General features: G+C 61.6%; 21 protein-coding genes and 1 pseudogene. 10 read left to right on the top strand and 12 right to left on the bottom strand.

Annotated features, from left to right (window positions below):
- Positions 1–424 precede the first annotated feature (424 nt).
- The 3 genes from ACSQ3F_RS28775 to ACSQ3F_RS28765 all read left to right on the top strand — a co-directional run bounded on the left by ACSQ3F_RS28775 (position 425) and on the right by ACSQ3F_RS28765 (position 2,829).
- Entirely contained in the window at positions 425–721 is a 297-nt protein-coding gene (locus ACSQ3F_RS28775; RefSeq protein WP_436103567.1) for a DUF1778 domain-containing protein, read from the top strand.
- Positions 718–1,215, top strand: coding sequence for a GNAT family N-acetyltransferase (locus ACSQ3F_RS28770; protein ID WP_436103566.1), 498 nt, complete (start codon positions 718–720; stop codon positions 1,213–1,215). The genes ACSQ3F_RS28775 and ACSQ3F_RS28770 overlap by 4 nt, the downstream gene beginning before the upstream one ends.
- A gap of 489 nt (positions 1,216–1,704) precedes the next feature.
- A complete protein-coding gene (locus ACSQ3F_RS28765; protein ID WP_436103565.1) occupies positions 1,705–2,829 on the top strand; it encodes a site-2 protease family protein in 1,125 nt (374 codons plus the stop codon).
- 72 nt (positions 2,830–2,901) lie between these two features.
- Here ACSQ3F_RS28765 and ACSQ3F_RS28760 read toward each other — a convergent pair whose 3' ends face one another.
- From ACSQ3F_RS28760 to ACSQ3F_RS28715, 10 genes and pseudogenes are all read right to left on the bottom strand, one after another.
- On the bottom strand, positions 2,902–4,101 hold the full coding sequence (locus ACSQ3F_RS28760) for an efflux RND transporter periplasmic adaptor subunit (protein ID WP_436103564.1): 1,200 nt from the start codon (positions 4,099–4,101) through the stop codon (positions 2,902–2,904).
- A 3-nt stretch (positions 4,102–4,104) separates the two neighbouring features.
- Positions 4,105–6,468 (bottom strand): ABC transporter permease, encoded by a 2,364-nt coding sequence (locus ACSQ3F_RS28755; protein ID WP_436103563.1) that lies wholly within the window; start codon positions 6,466–6,468, stop codon positions 4,105–4,107.
- Positions 6,469–6,473: 5 nt separating this feature from the next.
- Complete coding sequence (locus ACSQ3F_RS28750; RefSeq protein ID WP_436103562.1) at positions 6,474–7,193, bottom strand: ABC transporter ATP-binding protein; 720 nt, start codon at positions 7,191–7,193, stop codon at positions 6,474–6,476.
- A 79-nt stretch (positions 7,194–7,272) separates the two neighbouring features.
- Complete coding sequence (locus tag ACSQ3F_RS28745) at positions 7,273–7,719, bottom strand: baeRF12 domain-containing protein (RefSeq protein ID WP_436103561.1); 447 nt, start codon at positions 7,717–7,719, stop codon at positions 7,273–7,275.
- Positions 7,720–7,780: 61 nt separating this feature from the next.
- Positions 7,781–8,494 (bottom strand): universal stress protein, encoded by a 714-nt coding sequence (locus ACSQ3F_RS28740; protein WP_436103661.1) that lies wholly within the window; start codon positions 8,492–8,494, stop codon positions 7,781–7,783.
- Between the two features lie 12 nt (positions 8,495–8,506).
- A pseudogene (locus ACSQ3F_RS28735) lies at positions 8,507–8,851 on the bottom strand (helix-turn-helix domain-containing protein); the annotation flags it as partial.
- A 142-nt stretch (positions 8,852–8,993) separates the two neighbouring features.
- Entirely contained in the window at positions 8,994–10,013 is a 1,020-nt protein-coding gene (locus tag ACSQ3F_RS28730; protein WP_436103560.1) for a histone deacetylase family protein, read from the bottom strand.
- Positions 10,014–10,096: 83 nt separating this feature from the next.
- Positions 10,097–10,537 carry an N-acetyltransferase family protein gene (locus ACSQ3F_RS28725; protein ID WP_436103660.1) on the bottom strand — a complete coding sequence of 147 codons (441 nt, stop codon included), beginning with the start codon at positions 10,535–10,537 and terminating at the stop codon, positions 10,097–10,099.
- 743 nt (positions 10,538–11,280) lie between these two features.
- On the bottom strand, positions 11,281–11,943 hold the full coding sequence (locus ACSQ3F_RS28720) for a phosphoribosyltransferase (protein WP_436103559.1): 663 nt from the start codon (positions 11,941–11,943) through the stop codon (positions 11,281–11,283).
- A gap of 94 nt (positions 11,944–12,037) precedes the next feature.
- Complete coding sequence (locus ACSQ3F_RS28715; protein ID WP_436103558.1) at positions 12,038–12,475, bottom strand: universal stress protein; 438 nt, start codon at positions 12,473–12,475, stop codon at positions 12,038–12,040.
- A 225-nt stretch (positions 12,476–12,700) separates the two neighbouring features.
- Between ACSQ3F_RS28715 and ACSQ3F_RS28710 the strand changes: the two genes are divergently transcribed.
- The 6 genes from ACSQ3F_RS28710 to ACSQ3F_RS28685 all read left to right on the top strand — a co-directional run bounded on the left by ACSQ3F_RS28710 (position 12,701) and on the right by ACSQ3F_RS28685 (position 18,856).
- Entirely contained in the window at positions 12,701–13,420 is a 720-nt protein-coding gene (locus ACSQ3F_RS28710; RefSeq protein WP_436103557.1) for a FadR/GntR family transcriptional regulator, read from the top strand.
- Entirely contained in the window at positions 13,417–14,589 is a 1,173-nt protein-coding gene (locus tag ACSQ3F_RS28705; RefSeq protein WP_436103556.1) for a PLP-dependent transferase, read from the top strand. The genes ACSQ3F_RS28710 and ACSQ3F_RS28705 overlap by 4 nt, the downstream gene beginning before the upstream one ends.
- Before the next feature lie 42 nt (positions 14,590–14,631).
- Positions 14,632–15,891, top strand: a complete 1,260-nt coding sequence (locus ACSQ3F_RS28700; protein WP_436103555.1) for an ABC transporter substrate-binding protein — start codon at positions 14,632–14,634, stop codon at positions 15,889–15,891.
- Between the two features lie 113 nt (positions 15,892–16,004).
- On the top strand, positions 16,005–16,943 hold the full coding sequence (locus ACSQ3F_RS28695) for a carbohydrate ABC transporter permease (protein WP_436103554.1): 939 nt from the start codon (positions 16,005–16,007) through the stop codon (positions 16,941–16,943).
- Positions 16,944–16,947: 4 nt separating this feature from the next.
- Positions 16,948–17,781, top strand: a complete 834-nt coding sequence (locus ACSQ3F_RS28690) for a carbohydrate ABC transporter permease (protein ID WP_436103553.1) — start codon at positions 16,948–16,950, stop codon at positions 17,779–17,781.
- 4 nt (positions 17,782–17,785) lie between these two features.
- Positions 17,786–18,856, top strand: a complete 1,071-nt coding sequence (locus ACSQ3F_RS28685) for an ABC transporter ATP-binding protein (RefSeq protein ID WP_436103552.1) — start codon at positions 17,786–17,788, stop codon at positions 18,854–18,856.
- Positions 18,857–18,868: 12 nt separating this feature from the next.
- Here the strand turns inward: ACSQ3F_RS28685 and ACSQ3F_RS28680 are convergent, their stop codons facing one another.
- A complete protein-coding gene (locus ACSQ3F_RS28680; protein WP_436103551.1) occupies positions 18,869–20,089 on the bottom strand; it encodes an adenylate/guanylate cyclase domain-containing protein in 1,221 nt (406 codons plus the stop codon).
- Between the two features lie 187 nt (positions 20,090–20,276).
- Positions 20,277–21,176 carry a LysR family transcriptional regulator gene (locus tag ACSQ3F_RS28675; protein ID WP_436103550.1) on the bottom strand — a complete coding sequence of 300 codons (900 nt, stop codon included), beginning with the start codon at positions 21,174–21,176 and terminating at the stop codon, positions 20,277–20,279.
- 124 nt (positions 21,177–21,300) lie between these two features.
- On the opposite strand from ACSQ3F_RS28675, the gene ACSQ3F_RS28670 reads away from it, so the two are divergent.
- Positions 21,301–22,041 (top strand): SDR family oxidoreductase, encoded by a 741-nt coding sequence (locus ACSQ3F_RS28670; protein ID WP_436103549.1) that lies wholly within the window; start codon positions 21,301–21,303, stop codon positions 22,039–22,041.
- The last annotated feature ends 309 nt before the right edge of the window (positions 22,042–22,350 follow it).

The following is a 22,350-nucleotide window of genomic DNA, read 5'->3' as shown; positions in this document are numbered from 1 at the left end:
GTCGCGCACGTGACGTTACACCTCCCGATTGGGACAAAGAGGCCGCTGCCATCCGGACTATCCATAAGGCGCAGGATTGGTCGGATATCGGCAATATGCGATCGTCAATCCGGACGGCCGGGCCGAAATAGGTGGAGACAAGATGGTACTTGGAAGACTATTACCTTCGTCCTTGGACCGATCGCCAGTGTCGCCGGCAAGAACCCCCACGCCGCCGTCAAGGGAGCTTGGTGCATCTGTGGACGCCCCTTAGAATGCAAGACATCAAGGAAGGCTTCGAGGTTCATTTCCTCGACCAACCGTTTTCCTATATCCCGATCGCGCATCCTGCCTCCCATTATGGCGCGTCTGTAACGACAATATCATTACGGCGCTTGTAAAGATGATGTCGTTACGATATAGTGGGAGAAAATAGGAGGTTCCCATGCCCACGTCGCAGACCAATAAAAGTCCGGACGCTAGCGTACCGCTGAATATGCGCATCAAGCCCGCGACCCGCAACCTGATCGACCGTGCCGCCGAGCTGCTTGGCAGGACGCGCACGGATTTCATGCTGGAGGCTTCCGAGCGCCGCGCCGAGGAAGTGCTGCTCGACCGCACTATCTTTACGGTCAGCCCCGAAATCTATGCCGAGTACCTTGCCCGGCTCGATGCGCCCGTACAGCCCAATGAGCGTCTGAAACGCACCATGTCGACCAAAGCGCCGTGGGATGAGGCGTGACCCTCAGCGCACCGGCGCCACTGGCCGACCATCACGAACTGGCCGAATTCAATTCCGGCGTCCCTGAACTCGACGACTGGCTGCGTCGCCGCGCCCGCGCCAATCAGGCAGGCGGTGCGTCACGTACCTTCGTCGTGTGCGAGGGCAACCATGTCATCGCCTATTATGCGCTCGCCTCCGGCGCGGTAAAGCAGCCGGAAGCACCTGGCCGTTTCCGACGCAACATGCCCGATCCGATTCCGGTTGCCGTCCTCGGCCGCCTCGCTATCGACCAGACCTATCAGGGGCGCGGTATCGGCAGGGCGCTGGTGCGCGACGCAGGCCTGCGTCTGCTCAATGCCGCTGAAATCCTAGGTATCCGCGGCGTGCTGGTGCATGCGATCTCGGATGATGCGCGAGCCTTCTATGAAGCGGTCGGCTTCCTGCCTTCGCCGTCCGATCCCATGGTGCTGATGGTCGGGCTGCGTGATTTGAACAGCGCGCTGAATTCCTGACATCATCGTCGGTCCGCTCCCACAAATCGGATGCGATTTTTGTCATCGTCGCGACACTTGCAGCGACGATTTTCTTACACGGACTTTCGGCTTGCTAGTTCAATTGCCGGACAGTGTTTTGGATGCGGCTGATGACTGAGCCAGTTCGAGACCTTTTTGTGCGATAGCGGCACTTGCATCCCCGCCACCAGCAACGGTGACAGTAGGAAACGCGAGCAGGAGAAAAGCCCCAACGCACCCGACGGTAAAAACGCCCACGACGCGATCGAGTACGTGAAATTCTGGAAGATTCGGACGGGAAAGTCTCAGTGGATGTTCTACGAGCGGGGGCCGCGCACCGAATTGAAGTTGAATGAGGGTACAGAAACGTTTTAGCTCGTGAGGCAGCTTATCTCCGTGCTCCAGCGCGTTTCGTTGCGCGAAGCTGCAAGCTCACGAAGACAGGCAGGCCGACTGTCATGGGCTCGGCCAGTAGACAGGTGAAATCCTATGGGATGGTCCTTTAAAATTGGGACGATTGCGGGCACCGAAATCCGTGTGCACATGACCTTTGCCCTTTTGCTCGTCTGGATTTGGTTCATGCACTATCGGATCGGTGGAACACCTGCCGCCTGGGAAGGCGTCGCCTTTATCGTCGCCGTGTTCACATGCGTGGTGCTGCATGAATTCGGGCACATTGCTGCCGCGCGCCACTTTGGCATCAAGACGCCCGACATCACGCTTTTGCCGATCGGCGGTGTGGCGCGGCTGGAGCGCAATCCGAGCGAGCCGCTTCAGGAGTTGGTGATCGCCGTCGCGGGTCCCCTGGTCAACGTGATGATCGCCGCATTCCTCGTTGCGGCGCTGGGGGGCGTCGTCGGTCTGGAGCAACTTGCCGAGCCGCAGAACCCCCGCGTCAGCTTTTTTGTCAGGTTGGCCGGCGTCAACATCTTCCTCGTGCTGTTCAACATGATACCTGCCTTTCCAATGGATGGTGGTCGGGTCTTGCGGGCGATCCTTGCCTGGCGCTGGTCCTGGGCGCGCGCGACAAGAGTCGCTGCCACGATCGGGCAGGGTGCTGCCTTTGCGATGGGGCTTGCAGGATTGTTTTACAATCCGCTGCTCATCCTCGTCGCAATCTTCGTTTACCTCGCGGCGGAGGCGGAAGCACAAGGCGCTCAACTGCAGGAGATTTCGGGTGACGTGGTCGTCAGCGATGTCATGGTAACGGCTTTCGCTACCCTCCAGCCCTCGGCGAACCTCAGCGAAGCTGTCGAGCTTTTGCTTGCGACCGGCCAGAGCGAATTTCCCGTGGTCGACCGGGATGGTCAGTTCGAGGGCCTGCTGACGCGTGCTGGATTGATCAGTGCAATGACGGACAAAGGCGTGAATACGCCGGTACGAAGTGTCATGCGCGTCGATATCCCCAGCATTAACGAGCGGACACCCGTCGACGAGAGCCTTCGCATCATGCAGAGCCGCAATGCTCCGGCCGCTGCGGTGGTCGATAATCACCGGCGTCTTGTCGGTATGATGAACTACGAAACGATCGGAGAGATGCTGATGCTCCGCACGGCCGTCGAAGACTTTCGTTTCGGCACTCTGCGTCGGCAGAGGCGGGCGGCACGAGGTTGAGGTCACTCCCTATAGGAACTCCTCGGAGGTGCCGTTGGCGCAACGACCGATGTTGCGGCGAATGCCATGCCGTTAACGCTCAATGATTGCTACGCCGTCCTTGATGCGGTCGCTCGGATAGAGGATGGCCTTTTCCTCGGGCCGTAGCCCCTTTTGGATTTCCACTGAGAGGCTGTTTCGCTGGCCGACAACAACGGGGCGCAATCGTGCCCGCGCCTCTTGCGCGACGAACACGGCCCATTCGTCGCCCTGCCGGAACAAGGCGCCGAGCGGCAGTTTGAGGACTTCGCCTTCGAAAAGGATGACCTGCACATCGACGCGATAGCCGTGTCCAAGCTGTCGCCAATGGTCGGGCGGATCGGCAAAATCCAACACGACATCGACGCGCTGCTCTTCTATTCCGAGGGCGGAAGTCTTCGTTTGGCCGAACGGCTCTATGCGCCGCACGATCGCTTTCAAATCCTCGCCGCCCCAACCGGCAATGATGGCTTTCTGCCCCGGCTTGATCTTGACCGCGTCTTCCGAGAGCAGATTGACGACGATTTCCAGATCGGCGGGGTCGCCGATCTCCAGCAGGGCGGTGCCCGCCTCCACGACGCCCTCGCTGCGGCGCATGACGCGCAGAACCACCCCGCTTACCGGAGCCGACACCGGCACGCACTCGCACGGGCCGCTGCGGTTTTGCATTTCCTGGCGTGACAGCAGGCGCGATTGGGCCTGCTTCAGTTCGTGCTCGCGCACATTCAACGCGGCTTCGGCTGTGGCAAGATTGGCTTCGGCGACGTTGTAGGCACGCTCTGCGTCTTCCAGGGCGCGCTGCGAGATCGTACTGCGCTCGATCAGCAGGCGCGCGCGTGCGCGTTCACCCTGGACGAAGGTCAGATCGGCTCTCGCCTTGTTGAGTTCCGCGGCGGCGAGCTTGTGCGCCGCCCGCGCCGCCTCGACGGCGGCATGCTGTTCCGCCTCCGAGCGCACGTCCAGAAAAGCCGGAGGGGCGGGCTCGATTTGCGCCAGCTGCGTCTCCCCGGCTTTGACGATATCGCCGGCCTCGGCCGTGATGCGCTGCATTTGGCCCCGCAGCGGTGCATGAAGCGTGTAGACGTCGCGAACGCGCGCTTCGCCCTCCTCTTCGATGGCAACGCGCAGCAGGCCGGTCTCGGCGGTTGCGAGGTCGACCGGAATTGGCTGGGGCCGCAAAGCATAGGTGATGCCTGCCACGAGCAGGGCCAGCAAGCCGCCCCAGATTGCCAGCCGGCGTTTCGCGATACTCACCTGCTACTCCCTTGTTTTCAGCACCGCGATCAGATCCAGATGATCGAGCCGCCGCCGCACCACCGCAGCAGAGATCAGCCCGGCCGCTAGCGCGATCAGCGCAGCCTTGCCGTAGGTTGCGTCGCGCAGAACCAGCGGGACGCGGTACAGTTCAGTTTCAAAGGCGCTCGTCATGTACCATGCCAGGCCAAAACCGATGACCGCGCCGAGCGGGATCGCGACCCATGTCAGGATGCCGGCTTCGCCAAGCAGGATATAGGAGATTTCCCAGCGGCTGAAGCCGAGGACGCGCAGGGTCGCGAGTTCGCGCGCCCGTTCGGAGAGCGCGATGCGGATGGAATTGTAGGTGACGCCGACGGAGAGCGTCAGCGAAAAGGCGACGAAGAAGCCGATGAAAATGAAGATCGTTTCGCCCATGGTCTTGTAGAAGGTGTCGATGGCGGCGTGGCGGAACAGGACGGCGGCAATGTGGGGCGTATCCTTGAGCCGTGTCAGCAGGGTCGTGCGGCTTGACGCATCGACGCGCAGGTGCAGGCCGCTCACGACGCGTCCGTCGCCCGCGATCCTGTTGAGCGCGGCCATGTCCATATAGGCGGGCTTGCCGATATAGGTTTCGAAGACCTGTACCACCGGCAGGCTCACCCGCGGCTGGCGCCCTTCCAGCAGCTCGACGATGACGATATCGCCCGCCTTGACCTCAAGTAGTTCGGCCAGTTTGACAGAGAGCATCAGCCCGCCGGGCGGCACCTCCAGGCGTCCGCGCTCGACGTCGAAGACGGGGCTGAGGACGGCTCGGGGCGGCACGCCAATAATGCCCTGCCGCTCAATGAGATGTCCGTGATTGATGCGCGCCGCGACATAGCGATAGGGTTCAGCCGCCAGGACGCCGGGCAGATGCTCGAAATCCCTGATCGCGTCGATCGGTTGCAGGTCGTTGAACGCGACGGTCGCGTCCTGATGCTGTCCGCGCTCGAAGACGGTTTCGGCAAGGGAATCGATGGCGTCGACCCATTGGAGCGCCATAATGAGCACGGCGACCGACATGGCCAGGCCGAGACTGGCGAGGAATGCCCGCACCGGCCATCGGATGATGCGCCGCACGATCATGCGCGACGGTTCGTCCAGAGCGCCGGCCAGTGCCGTCCACGACGCGAAGGCGCGCCGATAGATTGGCGGAGAAGGTGGCTGCATGGCTTCCGCCGGCGGCAGCCGGACCGCACGCCGCACCGCCGCCAGGCTGCCGGCCAGTGCGGCTGCCAGACTGATCGCCCCGGCAATCACGAAGCCCGCCGGGCCGGGACGATAGAGGAGAAACGGGAAGCGGTAAAACTTCGTGTAGAGCTCCGTATTCCAATGGCCGAGCCAGGCGCCGATCAACGAGCCGAAGAGGATGCCGATCGTGCCGATGACAAGAACCATCTTGGCGTAGTGCCAGCCGATCGCCCAATTGCCGTAGCCGAAGGCCTTCAGGAGCCCGATCTCGCGGCGCTCGGTCTGGATCAAGCGGGCCATCACCATGTTGGTCAGGAAGGCGGCGACCGCAAGGAAGATGGCCGGCATGATCCGTGACATGTTTTTCTGTTGCGCGATCTCGCTTTCGAGGAACCAGTTCGACGTCTGATCCGGACGGCCATAGCTCCCCACGCCGCCGAAGGGGGAAAGCAGGCCATCGAGCCTGCGGATGACATCCTTTTCGTCCGCATCAGGCAGGAGGCTAAGCGTCACACTGTTGAAGGACGCCTTGAGGTCGAAGGCTGCCGCCAACGCATCCCTGCCCATCCACAATACGCCGAAGCGCTCGTCGTCCGGCATGAGGCCGCCGGGGGCGATGGCATAGACGTATTCCGGACTGAGCGCCGTGCCGACGACCTGCAGGTTGCGTTTTCTGCCGCGCAAGACGGCATTGAAACTGTCGCCGGGTTTCAATCGGTGGGCCTCGGCGAAGGGTTCGCTGACCACCACCTCGTCGGGCCGCGTCGGGTCGGCTAGGCGCCCCGACCGGATCACCAATGCGTTAAGAAGCTCAGGGCCCCGTTCAGGCAGCGAAATCAACCGGGCGACAACGGGCTCGGAAAAGCCGGCCATGTCGAGAATGGCGCCTTCAACGATGCGCGTTTCGGCGAGCCTCACGCCGGGTATGGCCGCGATATCGCGTCCGAGATATTCGGGCGCCCGTTTAGCGTCGGCGAACACATCGGCAAAGCGCGTTCGCTCATAGTAGGCGGCGGTCGTCTCCTCGAGCGCCTCGATCGTCGTCAGGGCCATGATGAGCAGTGCCGTGCCGGAAGCGATGACGAGTGCGATGGCCAACACCTGCGCCCTCAGCCGCCAAAGTTCGCGAAGAAGCTTTCGGTCCAAACTGGTCATCATGGTCACCAGGCGAGTTCGGCCGGCGCGCGCTGCACGGCATTGCGCCGCGTTTCGACGATGCGCCCGTCGGCGAAGTAGAGCACGCGATTGGCAATCTCTGCAATGACGGCGTTGTGCGTAATGAGCGCTGTGGTTGTCCCAATCTCCCGGTTGATCCGCAGGATCGCGTCGAGGACAAGGATTCCGGTCTTGCTGTCGAGCGCGCCGGTCGGCTCGTCGCAAAGCAGCAGGTCCGGTCGCTTGGCGATCGCGCGGGCGATGGCGACCCGTTGCTGCTCGCCGCCGGAAAGCTGCGCGGGGAAGTGATCCAGCCTATCGCCGAGACCGACCATCGCCAGCGCCTCGGCCGGAGGCATGGGATCCCTGGCGATCTCTGTCACGAGGGCGACGTTTTCACGTGCTGTCAGGCTGGGGATCAGATTGTAGAACTGGAAGACGAAGCCGACGTGGTTGCGCCGGTAAAGGTTGAGTGCGTGTTCGCTGTCCATATCGAGCTCACGATCGCGAAACAGGACTCTGCCGCTTGTCGGCTTGTCGAGACCGCCGAGGATATTGAGCAAAGTCGATTTGCCGCTTCCCGATGGACCGAGCAGGACCACCAGCTCCCCTTCGCCGAGATCGACGTCGACGCCCCGCAGCGCGTGAACCTCTATCGTGCCCATACGATAGGTCTTGGTCAGGTCGCGCCCGCGCAGTGCCATGGCCGATGCTTCTTCTTCCACCGGTCGCTCCTCGGTTTGCGAGGCATCGCCTGCGCCCCGTTCCGGGGGCAGGCCCCCAGCTGTTCAAATCGCCGAGATGTCATTCCGAGAGATAGTGCTCGATCTCCGGGATGGGAACCTTTACCAGATCCTTTGCCACTTCGGCGGTCACGGTGGCGCGAGCAGAAGGGCTGAGGCACTTTCGCAGGATGCCGAGTGCGCGCGATGGCGCAACGAGCACGAGATTGGTGATGCCATGGTCGCGCACCAAGCCATCGAGCTTCTCGGCAATGTGAGAGAGAAACGCCTCCTCGGCCTGGTCGTGCCAATCCGTCTCCTCAGTCGTGCTTCGAGCGCCGCCTTGTGACTGGTAGACGCGGCCCGGGCGGTCGGTTCCGAGATCGCGCGTCGGCGGTTGATATTCTGAGGCGACGTCAACCGGAACGAGATTGGGCCGTTCCGCGTCACCGTCGTTGCGCAGAATGAGGGCTTTGGCTCCATCGCATACCAGTACCCAGCTTTTATGTGGAATTCGTGTCTTCGACATGGTGTCCTCCTATTGCAGCGAACCTGGCGATGGTCGTTCCCGCGTTGATCTTTCCGCGCGCTCAGCGCGCCATCAGAACGGGGAACCTCGCCTTCTCGAGCATCGATCTCGTGACGCCGCCGAAGATGAGCTCGCGCAGCCGGGAATGGCCGTATGCGCCCATCACGATGAGATCGGCATCGACGTCGAGGGCATGTTGCTGAAGAACTTCGGTCACCGACCGACCCGCGCTCGGTAATGTGTCGACCGTCACGTTGATGCCGTGGCGGGCGAGATAGGCGGCGACGTCCGCGCCGGGCTCTTCACCGCTTGCCCTGAGCGCCGCGTTTGGATCCACCATGGTGACGTGAACGGAACCGGCATTCACCATGAGTTCGAGTGCTTGCTGCGCGGCATGTGCGGATGACGCACGCGAGTCCCAAGCCAAAAGGACTGTTTTCGGTTGCAGCGTCGGTGTGCTGTCACGCGGCGCGATCAGCAGCGGCCGGCCGGCCTGGAAAAGGCCGCCATCAACGACCTGCTGCTTCAGATCGGGATCCTGAAAAACACTGGGGCCAGCCAGGACGAGATCGGCGTAGAGCGCACGCTCGCCAATGTCGAAATTCGCCCCGGCCACTTCCACGCAGAGACTGTCGACGTCAAACGAGATCTCGCTTCGCGCCAGCTTTTCGCGAACCTGCCTAACGCATTCGTCGAGTTGCTGCAGGTTTCGCTCGCGTTGGTCCAGCCATCCCTGCGAAAGCGTTGCGCATCTTCCGGTCGGTTGCGGCGCCACGGCTACGACAAGAGCACTCAAATGGGCCCCGACTTGAATGCAGAGATCGGTCGCCACACGGAGATCGCCATCGATCTCCGTCGTGCCCATCACACTGAGAATTGTCTTAAAGGGCATTTGCTCTCCTCCGTTGGGGATCATTGGGATCGCGGCTGCATTGTTCGATGGACGCCCGATCGCCTTGTGCCGGATCGACGCCGCACCGTTCGTCCTGATCCGCTCCAGCAGCCGGCGAACCTGGCGCTCGCTCAAGCCCAGAACATGCGCCGCCGACACCATCGTCATCCGGCCGTCAATGACCTTCGACAAAACCTCGATCCGCTGCAGATCGCGCTCGCTCATCGCAATCAATCCCATCCGCAATCTCCCACGTCATTCAAACGCGGGCAGAGTGACATTCCAACTTTGCAGAAACAGGACACTTCAACTTTGCGGCTACAGATGTGAGTCAGATAATCCAATTTATGGAACATTTAGCGCAATGCTAACGAACACGCCGTCAATGGACAAACCCCGTCAGGAACGACGTTAGATTGGCGCTCAACGCGTCGCACAGATAACCACCTTCCTGAACGATAACCGTCGGCAAGCCGAGCCCGCTGATCGCCTCGGCGATCCGGGCAAAGCCGGGCGTCGAAACGGACAGCCCGCCGAAAGGGTCGCCTTCGAAGGCATCGAGGCCGAGTGCGATGACCAGCGCGTCTGGCCCATAGGCTTCGATGCGGCGGTTGGCGACATCAAGCGCTTCCAAAAATTCCGCATCGACCGTCTTGCGCGGCAGCGGTAGGTTGAAGTTATAGCCGAGACCGGGGCCTTCGCCGCGCTCGTCGGCATTGCCCCAGTAGAAGGGATAGAAGCGCACGGGATCGGCATGCAGCGACACTGTCAGCACGTCGTTGCGGGCGTAGAAGATTCCTTGCGTGCCGTTGCCGTGATGCAGGTCGACATCGAGGATGGCGACGCGCTTGGACGAACCGAGCAGGTGTTGGGCGGCAATCGCCGAATTGTTGAGGAAACAGAAGCCGCCGGCAACATCGGTAAAGGCGTGGTGACCCGGCGGGCGGCAAAGCGCATAGGCAGAACGCTCGCCGGCCAGCACGACTTCCGCCGCCTCGACCGCGCTCCAGGCGCTCCAGCAGGCGCTGCCCCAGGTATCGGCGGAAATCGGGCAGGCGGTATCGGCCATATGATAGCCGGCCTGACCGACAGCGGAGGCGGGATAGCCGCCGGTGCGGGCCAGCGGATGGATGTTCGGCATCACCTCTTCCGATGCGCCCTCGATCCGCTGCCAGCGCAGGAAGATGTTTTGCAGGAACTCGATATATTCGGGCGTATGGATGGCGGCAATCGGCTTTACGCCGTGATCACGCGGCCTGACGATCTCGCAGCCCGCTGCCTTGGCGCCGGCAAGCAGCCGCTCGACGCGCTCCGGCTTTTCCGGATTGGGCTGCGCCGCGCCGCTCGACAGGAACATCTTCGGATCATGCTTCTTCTGTTCGTTCGCATAGAAGGTCTTCATGTTTTTCCCCTCAAACCCCGCTCTCATGCAGCCCGGCAAGCGCTTCGAAGGCATCGCCATAGGCGGCATGAATGCGCTCGTCTTCAGCCCAGGAAAGCCCCATCCGCTCGTAGAAATGCTGCACCGGGACGTTCTTCGCGTCGACGGACAAACGTAGGTAAGTACCACCGCTCGCGCGGATATGCGCTGCCGTATGGCGTAGAAGCGCCACCCCCGACGCCCGCACCACGAAACCGCTCCTCGACGACGATATCCTGAATATAGGCACCCTTCTGCCCGCGCCATGTGGAAAAACTCTGGAAGAAGAGGCACATGCCAGCGAACGCTCCCTCGATTTCGGCGATCAGCACGGTGAAGGCCTGCTGCGCACCGAAGCCGTGCCTGCGGATATCGTCCGGCGTCGAGGTGACCCTTTCCTCCGAACCAAGGTACTTCGCGATCGTCAGCAAGCCGGCATGGATCAGCTTGGCGTCCTCGGCCACGACCAGACGGACGTGCGGCAATGGGGGTGAAGGGTCCACCATCAGCACGCTACCCGATCGCTGCCCTTGAGCGAAAGCATCGCCCGTGCCTCGTCCGGCGTGGCGGCCGTCCTGTGTCCAGAAATAGATGCCCTCTGCCCGGTTGACCAGTGGCCGGCGCAGGCGCGCGACGTAGAAAAGATGGGATGCGGGACGTTCGCTGGCTTGGATGTTCATGACGTTCGGCTTCTGTCGGTTGAGGACATTGACGGTGACGCGTTCGACCCGGCAGGAAGATGCCGTCGAACGGATATGCAGGTCCACCATGGCGCCGCCCGCATAGGCAAAGGATCGCGTGTAGCAGCAGATCTCGCCACGCGCGCCGTCAATGCTCGGATATTCGTAATAGTGACCGCGCACAGCTTCGCGCCGCTCTTCGACACTGAGCCCGAAATCAGGAACGGCTGGCTTCTGTCCTTCACGTCAACGCCTCGTTGGGTCTGTCGATCGAGACGATCAAACCATAGTGGACTCGGGTGGACAAATACATTAGGCGCTGCCGATCCACGTGGTCGCTGCCGACATCGAGGCGCGCCAGCTCTGGCAATTGCCGCCCTAACCCGCCGGCCGCCGATGTCTATTTGGTAACCAGACCGTCCGCACGCAGCAGCCCGGCGGAGATTTTGATGATGGATCGGCTGCTCGCCGTGTTCCGCTCGGCGAGCGGACCTATCCGCGAGGCCTTGCAGCCCGGAGCCTGAGATAATCTGATCGGCTCATCTCTCCAGTCAATGCGGAAAATGCGGCTAGGAATTCTCCGTTGGCCCCTCTTGGTTGGCGATCTCCAGAACGGAAATGACTTCCGCATCGCTCACCTGATGAAATTCATTGTAAAAATGCCCGACAGCGTAGAAGACGGGCGGCGTTTCGAGGCAGATGAGTGCATCAACATCCCGGTCCAACTGTTCAAGGGTTTCGGCCGGCGCAACCGGAACGGCCAGCACCAGCTCCCGCGGCTCTTGTCTTCGAATGGCCTTGAGCGCCGCGTTGACGGTAGAGCCGGTTGCGATGCCGTCATCGACCACGATGACCACGCGCCCGCTAAGAGGAATGTTGCCGCGGTCGCCGAGATAACGCTGCCGCCGTCGGTCGATCTCCGCCTGTTCCAACCGACAGATCGCCGAAAATTCCTTTTCGCGGATTCCAGCCTGCCGGATCACGCTTTCGTTGCGAAAGATCGTCGGCTCCGCTCCGTCGACAATGGCCCCCATCGCCAGCTCCGGCTGGAACGGCACGCCGATCTTTTGAACGAAAAGTAGGTCCAGCGACGCGTCAAGCGCACTGGCAATTTCGGAAGCGACAATCACGCCGCCGCGCGGCAGCGCAACGATGACCGGGCTTTTCTCACGATAGCCGGCCAATGCCGCTGCCAGCTTGCGACCTGCGTCCTTGCGGTTTGCGAACAACATCTCCCACCTGCCTGTTTCGAGCGCGGGAACACTCCGGCACCGATGCGGGGATTGCATCCGGACAGCTTACCTCATCCGAGACAAGGCCGCCATTTCAACGATAGACGAGCACCGGTATCTTGGAGTGGGTGAGCACTTTGGTCGTCACGCTTCCAAGCAGCAACGCGTCAATGCCGCGCCTCCCGTGCGACGCCATGGCGATCAGGTCGCAGCCCTTGTTCTGGGCGGTGGCGATGATGGCCCGGTAAGGTTCGTCGCTGCTGATCTGCACGGTGTCGCAGCTGACGCCGTAGCTGCTCGCCTTCCGTTCGGCTTCGGCAAGATGCCGTACGGCAACGCTGCGTGCGTGCTCTTCATATTCGTCGCGGGTGCTTGCAAGCTGTTCGCTGTCCGCCGTGAACAAATGGAATGGCTCCACCACCGTCAGAACCGTCACGCGCGCCTTGGCATCGCGAGCGAGTTCAATACCAAGGTCAAGCGCCGTCGCCGACAGTTTAGAGCCGTCGATCGGGATGAGAATGTGCTGAAACATGAAAACCTCCTTCTGTTACCGCCCAGCATAAACCGTTGGAATTCGGCAACATTGATCGCGGTCAAACCGGCGCTTGGACTTTCGTCTGACGCGCGCCGTTTTCACTCCACCGGCATCACTTCACTTCAGCGGCTCGAACCGCAATTGGCCCCTTGACGCACCTCGCTTGATTTGCATTATTGCTCAGATGTCAGACCAATTTTGGTTTCAGCCGGAAAGCGGGCGATGAAGCACAAGGATGCAAGAGCGACCCTCATCCCCCTGCCCCCGGCGGACCGGGCCCAGCAGGTGACGGCTGCGCTTGCCGACTATATCCAGCGCTCCAATCTGGTTCCCGGCGACCGGCTTCCGGCCGAGCGCGAGTTGATGGCGGCGCTCGGCGTCGGCCGCTCGACCATTCGCGAAGTCATCCGTCATTTCCAGGCGCTCGGCGTCGTCGAGGCGCGCAAGGGCAGCGGCACATACCTTTTGAAGCCGATTTCCGTTGCCACCATCCATATGCCGTTGTCGCTGGAAACCACCCATCTGCGCGATGCGCTGTTGAAGACCTTGGAAGTCCGCCGCGGCATCGAGGCCGAGGCCGGCATGGTCGCCGCCCGCATGCGCACGGCCGAAGACCTGAAGACGATTGAGGAAAAGCTGAACGAGATGGAGCGGGTGCATCTTTCCAAGGGCACATCCGGCCCGGAAGACCTGGCCTTCCATCTCGCCATCTACGACGCCACCCACAATCCGCTGTTCAAGCAACTTCTGGAACAGATGCGCGAAGCCTTCGAGCGCTTCTGGGAAAAGCCTTTCGACCGGCCGGACTTCGCGCGCCGGTCCTTCCCGTTCCACCGCACGCTCTTCAACGCCATTGCCGCGCGGGACCCTGAAGCGGCGCGCGCCGAAACACTGAAAATCCTCGCCATCGTCGAGGAAGACATCAAGGAAATGTCCAAATGAGCAACGGGTTCGATCCGTTCGAAGATGCCTCCCTCATCGTCGCCCATGACGAGAGCAATGCCTATGACGCCGTCGTGCCGCCGATCGTGCAGACCTCGCTCTTCACCTTCACCGATTATGACGACATGGTCGCCTCGTATCGCGGCGAGAAGATCCGGCCGATCTACACGCGCGGTCTCAATCCGACAGTGCGCATGTTCGAGGAGATGCTGGCGAAACTCGAAGGCGCGGAAGACGCGATCGGCTTTGCCAGCGGCATGTCGGCCATCTCCTCCACCGTTCTCTCCTTCGTTGAACCGGGCGACCGCATCGTCGCCGTCAAGCATCTCTATCCGGATGCCTTCCGCCTGTTCGGCACGCTGTTGAAGCGCATGCGTATCGAAGTGACCTATGTCGATGGCCGCGACGAGGAAGCGGTCGCAAGGGCCTTGCCCGGCGCGAAACTTCTCTATCTGGAAAGCCCGACAAGCTGGATCATGGAAACCCATGACGTTGCAGCCCTCACAGCCCTTGCCAAGCGCCACGGCGTCGTCACGACGATCGACAACAGCTGGGCAAGCCCGATCTTCCAGCAGCCGATTTCGCTCGGCGTCGATCTAGTCATCCATTCGGCCTCCAAATATCTCGGCGGCCACAGCGACGTCGTTGCCGGCGTCGTCGCCGGCTCGAAGGAACTGATCGGCCGCATCCGCTCGGAAGCTTACCCCTATCTCGGCGGCAAGCTCTCGCCCTTCGATGCCTGGCTGTTGATCCGCGGTATGCGCACGCTACCGATCCGCATGAAGGCGCATGAACAGTCGGCGACAGCGCTTGCCAAGCGCCTGCAGGCCCACGAGGCGGTCGAGACCGTCTGCTATCCCGGCCTAGCCAACCAACTGGCGCCCGGCCTGTCGGGCACATCAGGCCTGTTCTCGTTCATTTTCCGCGACGGCATCGATGTCCGCACGTTTTCCGATCACCTCAAGCTGTTCAAGCTGGGCGTCAGCTGGGGCGGGCACGAGAGCCTGGTCGTGCCGGGCGACGTCGTTCTCGCACAAAAAGCACAGCCCAATTCCGCGGTCGCCTTCGGCATCAGTCCGCGGTCGGTACGGCTCCATGTCGGCCTGGAGGGAACGGAGGCCCTCTGGAGCGATCTCGAAGCGGCAATCACTGCCGCCTCATCAGGCTGACACGACGGCAAGCAACCACCCAACAAAAAAGGGGAAATGAAAATGAGGAAACTGATTGCGGCGACGCTGTTCGCCTCTCTGATGGCAGGCACCGCCCTTGCCGATACCAAGCTGAAGCTGGTGGAAGTCATCACCAGCCCCGAGCGCACCGAGACGCTGAAGTCGATCGTCGCCAAGTTCGAAGCGGCGAACCCTGGCACCACGGTCGAGGTCATCTCGCTCCCCTGGGGCGAAGCCTTCCAGAAGTTTGCCACCATGGTCTCGGCCGGTGAAATCCCGGATGTGATGGAAATGCCCGACACCTGGCTGTCGCTCTATGCCAATAACGGCATGCTCGAAAGCCTCGAGCCCTATCTCAAGGAATGGGAACACACGTCCGGCCTGACGGACCGGGCGCTCGAACTTGGCCGCGACGTCAAGGACACGGCCTATATGCTGCCCTATGGCTTCTATCTGCGCGCCATGTTCTACAACAAAAAGATCCTGGCAGAGGCCGGCGTCGAAGGCCCGCCGAAGACGATGGACGACTTCGTTGCCGCCGCCGAAAAGATCAAGAAACTGCCGGGCAAATATGCCTATTGCATGCGCGGCGGCCCGGGCGGCCTCAACGGCTGGATGATGTTCGGCGCAACAATGGCCGGCGACAATACCTACTTCAACGAAGACGGCACGTCGAAATTCAGCGAAGAAGGCTGGGTCAAGGGCTTCACCTGGCTGACCGATCTCTACAAGAACGGTTACGCACCGAAGGACAGCGTCAACTGGGGCTTCAACGAAATCGTCGCGGGCTTCTACACCGGAACCTGCGCCATGCTCGACCAGGACCCGGACGCCTTGATCGCCATCAGCGAACGCATGGAGGCGGCCGATTACGGCGTCACCACCATGCCGAAGGGCCCGTCCGGCAAGACCTTCCCGACTATCGGGTATGCAGGCTGGTCGATGATGTCGGCAAGCGCCAACAAGGACCTCGCCTGGAAGCTGATCGCAACGCTCGAGGGCCCGGAAGGAAATATCGAGTGGAACAAGCGCATCGGCGCCCTGCCCGCCCTGAAAGCGGCCGAGAAGGACCCCTTCTATGCCAGCGAGCAGTTCAAGGGCTGGTTCGAGGAACTGGCCGACAAGGACGCCGTACCGACCGTCATGCCGACCTATCTCGAAGAATTTGCCTTCTTCAAGGATTCGATGGCGATCAAGACCAGCCAGGAAGCCATGCTCGGCGATATTACGCCGGAAGAGATGGCCAAGCAATGGGCTGACTATATGACCAAGGCTCAGCAGAAGTACCTCGCGAGCAAATAGTCATAAGCCTTGAACCGCAGGCAGCAGCCTCCTTTTCGCTGCCTGCGGCTTCATTCCTGACTGGAAACACGGCTTGTCCCCGAGAAACATGCCGCGAAACGGAATATTTGACGATGGATTCACTCGCAGCCCACGCTCGCGGCGCACGCAGGGACCAACGGCCGCTGAAAAAGCGCCTTGCCGACGCGTCTGCGCCCTATCTCTATAGCGCGCCGGCGCTGATCCTCATCGTCACCGTCATGCTGGTGCCGTTGGTGCTGGGGATCTCCTATGCCTTCCGCGATATCCAGCTGCTCAATCCCTTCTCCGGCGGTTTCATCGGGCTCGACCATTTCAAGACCCTGTCGCAGGACCAGAATTTCTATCGGGCGCTCCGAAACACGCTGTGGTGGACCGGCTGGTCCGTCCTCCTGCAGTTTATCTTCGGCCTCATCCTCGCTTTGTTGCTCGACAAGCCCTTCTACGGCCGCGCCATCGTGCAGGCGCTGGTCTTCCTGCCCTGGGCCGTTCCGAGCTTCCTCGCCGGTCTTAACTGGTCGTGGCTGTTCAATCCCGTCGTCGGCCCCCTGCCCCACTGGTTCTATGCGCTCGGCCTGATGAGCGAGCCCGCCAATATTCTCTCCGATCCGCAGCTTTCCATGTGGGGGCCGATCATCGCGAATGTCTGGTGGGGCATCCCCTTCTTCGCGATCACCCTGCTTGCCGCCCTGCAAGCGATCCCGCGCGATCTCTATGAGGCCGCCAGCATCGATGGCGCCGGGCCTGTGCAACGGTTCATCTCCATCACCCTGCCGTTCCTCGCCCCGACCATTGCCATCACCGTTCTCTTGCGCACCGTCTGGATTTCCAACTTTGCCGACCTGATCATCGTCATGACCAATGGTGGCCCCGCGGACCGCAGCCAGATCGTCGCCAGCTACATTTTCACCCAGGCCTTCAAGCGGCTCGATTTCGGCTATGCCTCGGCCATCGCGCTCGTACTGCTCGTGCTCCTGATCACCTATTCGATGCTGATCGTCGTGTTGCGGCAGTGGCTCCTGAGCAAGGATTGAGATCGTGACCGCCAAACGCATCCTCTCCATCCTCGCGCACCGTCTCGCCATCCTCGCCTATGTCGCTTTCGCGCTTTTCCCGCTCTACTGGCTCTTGAAAGTATCAGTGACGCCCAACAAGCTGCTCTATTCCGAAGGCATCAAGATGTGGCCGTCGCGGACGAGCTTCGAGCATTTCGAGTTCGTGCTGAAGCACAGCGATTTCCCTGTCTTCTTCAAGAACAGCCTGATCGTCTCGGGTTCGACCGCTGTCATCGTGACGGTGCTTGCCTCGCTCGCCGGCTATGCCATGTCGCGCTTCAACTTTCGCGGCAAATACTGGATCGTGACGCTGATGCTGCTCACCCAGATGTTCCCGCTGGTCATGCTGGTCGCGCCGATCTTCAAGATACTCTCGCCGCTCGGCCTCACCAACAGCCTGACCGGCCTCGTCATCGTCTACACCGCCTTCAACGTGCCCTTCGCCACCTTCCTGATGCAGTCCTTCTTCGATGGCATCCCGAAGGATCTGGAGGAAGCCGCGATGATCGACGGCGCAACCCAGTTCGTCGCCTTCCGCCAGATCATCCTGCCGCTGACGCTGCCCGGCATTGCCGCAACGCTCGGCTTCGTCTTCACCTCCGCCTGGAGCGAACTCCTGTTCTCGCTGATGCTGATCTCCGGAAACGATGCGGCGACCTTTCCGGTCGGGCTCCTGTCCTTCGTCTCGAAATTCTCGGTCGACTTCGGACAGATGATGGCGGCGGGCGTGCTGGCGCTCATCCCCGCCTGCCTGTTCTTCCTGTTGATCCAACGTTACCTCGTGCAGGGCCTGACGGCCGGCGCCGTGAAAGGCTGAACCCATGGCATCCATCGATATCGCCCACGTCCAGAAATCCTACGGCATCCATCCGGTGCTGCACGGCGTCGATCTCGAAATCAAGGACGGCGAGTTCGTCGTCCTCGTCGGCCCCTCCGGCTGCGGAAAATCGACGCTTCTGCGCATGATCGCCGGTCTGGAAGCCGTCACCGAAGGCGAAATCCGCATCGCCGGAAAGCGGGTCAACGACCTCGCCCCGAAGGATCGGGATATCGCCATGGTGTTCCAGTCCTACGCGCTCTATCCGCATATGAGCGTGGCGAAGAACATGAGCTACAGCCTGCGGCTGAGGAAAACCGCGAAGGACAAGATCGCGTCCGTCGTCTCCAGCGCGGCGAACAAACTCGGGCTCGATCCCCTGATGGAGCGCCGTCCCAAGGCGCTCTCCGGGGGCCAGCGCCAGCGCGTCGCCATGGGCCGTGCCATCGTCCGCCAGCCAAAGGCCTTCCTGTTCGACGAGCCGCTCTCCAACCTCGACGCCCGCCTGCGCGAACAGATGCGCGCCGAAATCAAGAAACTGCACCAGGACCTCGGCGCCACCTCCATCTACGTCACCCACGACCAGATCGAGGCGATGACGCTCGCCGACCGGATCGTTGCCATGCATGGCGGCATCATCCAGCAGGTCGGCAGCCCGCTCGAACTCTACGACAATCCCGCCAACCTCTTCGTCGCCGGCTTCATCGGCTCGCCCGGCATGAATTTCTTCGAAGGTCGCTACATGCAAACGGGCGACACAGCAAACTTCGCCCTCACCGGCGGCATCGTCCTGCCGCTCGGCAGCACCGCCAATCTCGAAGACGGCAGCCGCGCCACGCTCGGCATCCGGCCGGAGCATGTGGTGCTCGGCGCCGAGGGCCCGGATGTGCTGAAGGCAACCGTCGATCTCGTCGAACCCACCGGCTTCGGCATCATCGTCCACCTGAAGCTCGGCCCTGTCGCCTTCAAGGCCTTCACGCTGGACCGCCGCTTCCTCGGCATGCACGGCGAGGTCGCTGTCCGGCTTCCCGTGGCAAACCTGCATTTCTTCAACGAGGACGGTCGGAAGGTCTGACCGGATCGGCCGTTACTCCTCCGCCTTCTCCAGCGGCATCAGCGTGAACAGTTCCTGCGCCCGTTTGACGCCGCGTAGCGCGTAGCGGCCGATCGAGACCACCTCGGCATTGCGCGGCGGCGGGGCCGCGGCGACGAACTGCGAGGACATGATGACGCTGCGATCGACGAAGCGGCACATCGAAGCGATACGGCTGACTTCGTTGACAGCCGGGCCGATGACGGTGAAATCGAGGCGGTCGCTGGAGCCGATATTGCCATAAAAGACGTCGCCGATGTGAAGCCCGAGATAGACCTCCGTCACGGGGCGGTTTTCCGAACGTCGGCGCTCGTTCAGGCCTTTCAGCTTTTCCCGCAAAAGCTGCTCGGCGAGCAAGGCCCGGGCGCAGGCGTCCTCCCGCTCCCCCGCCTTGAAGATCGCCAGCGTGCCGTCGCCGATCAGCTTCAGCACGTTGCCGCCCGCCTCGTGGATCGAGGAAATGACCGCGTCGGCATAATCATTGAGGAAGGGAATGATCTCGTCCGGCGGCAGGTTGTCGGAGATGCGGGTGTAGTTTTGCAGGTCCGAGAACCACAGCACCGCCGAAATCCGCTCCGCCTTGCCGCGCGAGATACGGCCTTCCAGTACCTGCTTGGCCGCGTCCTCGCCGAGATAGACTTCTGCGATCGTGCGCGAGATGCGGGTCAGCGAACCCGACTTGATCGCCAGCGCGAGCACCGGCACCAATTGCCGCAGTGCCGCTAAGTCCTCGTCACGAAAACCGCCGTCATCCATCGTCGTCCAATGCGAGTAGAAACAGTCCATGTCGCCGATATGGCTGTCCTTGGCGAACCGGTGGATCATCGCGATATAGTCCTTGTGGCCGGCAGCCAGCAGCGTATCGAGCGTGAAGAAATCGAGGGGATCGCCGAAGCCGAGGCGGCGGCGGACCTCGTTCTTGTTGTTTTCGCGCATATAGTGAAAGGCCGAGCGCTCCCAGTTTTCCGCCGAAACGCCCTCATTGGTCGGCCCATATTCGAATGCCGTCCTCACTGGCTCCTGGCTGTCCCACTGGAAGGCGCGCCCCTCATAGACGGGGTGCAGCGTGTCGATCAGCGCCAGCCCGCGATCGAGCCGCATGCCGGCGGCGCGGGCACGCTGACAGAAGCCGTTGACGATATCCATCTCGTCGGTGCCCTTGATGCCTTGGGTTGTCAGCCAGGCGGAGATTTCGCTGATATCGTGTGCGTTCATGTCGATAATCCTGAATCTCGGGCATTTGCACATCTAACGCACAACCCCGCAACCCGAAACGGATTTAAGCGAGCGGGGCGGTCGAAATCTATGCGTCGGGTATGTCCATGAAGCTGGACGATGCGGCTGGAGGCGCGGATGTGGGTAACACCAGTCCGAAAGGCAAGCCTCGATCCAAGATTTCTTTTTAACGGCCTTCTTGCCGCGCGGCAAATTCGCGCGAAAGCCAGTCGATGAAGACGCGCACACGCGGAGACAGCTGGCGGTTGCGCGGATAGAGAAGCGATACTGGCGTCGGCGTCGGCGGATTGTCCCGAAGAATGGCAACCAGCGTACCGTTTTTTAGGTCATCCTCCAGCGCATACCGCGGCGCCTGCATGATGCCGAGCCCCAGCCGCGCCGAAGCCGCCAGCGTATCGGCGCCATTGACCGAAACGACCGCCGGCAGGGAGATATTGCGGATTGTTCCCGCCACCGTGAACTCGAGCGGCAATAATCCGCCGATAGCCGTCGACCAGAAGCCGATCATCTGGTGCCCACCGAGATCGTCGAGGTTCTTCGGCATGCCGAATCGGGCGATGTATTCGGGCGAGGCGCAGGTGACTTCCTCCAAGAGCCCGACGCGGCGCGCGATCATGTCACTGTCCTGCAGGTCGCCGACGCGCAGCACGCAATCTATTCCCTCGCGGATCAGATCGACCAGCCGGTCGCCCTCGCTCATGTAGAGTTGGAGATCCGGATATTCCTTCAGGAAAGCAGGCAATCCCGGCAGGACGAAGTGCCGCGCCAGCCTGCCATGTACATCGACGCGCAGAAGGCCCTTGGGCTTGGCGCCGGCAAAGGCCCCCTCCGCATCCTCGATATCGGACAGGATGGTCAGGCACCGCCGGTAATAGGCTTCGCCGTCGAGCGTCGGGCTGACATGTCGGGTCGTGCGCTGCAGAAGCCTGACGCCAAGCCGCGCCTCCAGCTGTTTTACCGCATCGGTCACCGTCGACCGGGGAAGCCCCGTGTCCTCGGCGGCGAGCGTGAAGCTGCGCCGCTCCACCACGCGGGTAAACACCCGCATTGCCTCAAATCTGTCCATGATGATTGTTCGCCGCTGCCGAATAGTAATGCCGAAGAATGACTGATTATCCGCCGCAAGAAAAGACGCATCTTCTCCTCATCGAAACCGCGCTGCGGCGCAGAACACTTAAAGGAGAACGAAAATGTCGAATGGCAATAACAAGGTAGCAATCGTCACCGGCGCCTCGCGCGGGATCGGCGCCGCCATCGCCGAACGCCTGGCCAAGGACGGCTTCACCGTCGTCATCAACTACTCCGGTGATGCCGCTCCGGCTGAGGCACTGGCCCGCAAGATCGAAGACGAGGGCGGCCGCGCGCTCACCGCGAAAGCCGACATCAGCGACACTGACGCCGTCCGCCGCATGTTCGACGCGGCAGAAGCTGCCTTCGGCGGTATCGATGTCCTGGTCAACAATGCCGGCATCATGACGCTCTCGTCGCTTGCTGAAAGCTCGGATACCCTGTTCGACCGCCAGATCAACGTCAACCTGAAGGGCACCTTCAACACCTTGCGGGAAGCGGCAAAGCGCCTGCGCGACGGCGGCCGGATCGTCAACTTCTCGACCAGCGTCGTTGGCCTGAAGCTCGAAAACTACGGTGTCTATGCCGCCACCAAGGCCGCCGTCGAAACGTTGACCGCCATCCTGTCGAAGGAACTGCGCGGCCGCTCGATCACCGTCAACGCGGTCGCCCCCGGTCCGACGGCCACCGACCTCTTCCTCACCGGCAAGTCGGACGAACTGATCGCCTGCATGTCGAAGATGAACCCGCTGGAACGCCTCGGCACCCCGGAAGACATCGCCGCCGCGGTCGCTTTCCTTACAGGCCCCGACGGTTCATGGATCAACGGCCAGGTCCTGCGCGCCAATGGCGGCATGGTCTGAACCTTCGCAACCCCGGTTCATGGCTGTGCGGACGCGGCCTGCGACGCAGTCATCGTATGCGCGCCGCATCTCTGAAAAACAGGAGAAACTTAAATGGAGCGGATGTGTCGGGACATGGCTTTTCGAGGTGACACGTTGCCGGAATAATGTAAGCTGCCCTGGAAACGGACCTCGCCCGATTGGCTAATTAGCTGAAAAGGCCGCAGAAAATTGAATTCTTTTCAGATTTCAGACTACCGCAGATTGGTCAAGCCCGCGTCTCGACTACCTCCAGATTATTGACCCGACAGGTCTCGGCCAGTTGCGCTC

This window comes from Pararhizobium sp. LjRoot238, from assembly GCF_964252955.1.
Classification (GTDB): domain Bacteria; phylum Pseudomonadota; class Alphaproteobacteria; order Rhizobiales; family Rhizobiaceae; genus Pararhizobium.
Note: the sequence above shows the minus strand (reverse complement) of the source record. Positions and strands in the feature narration are given on the sequence as shown.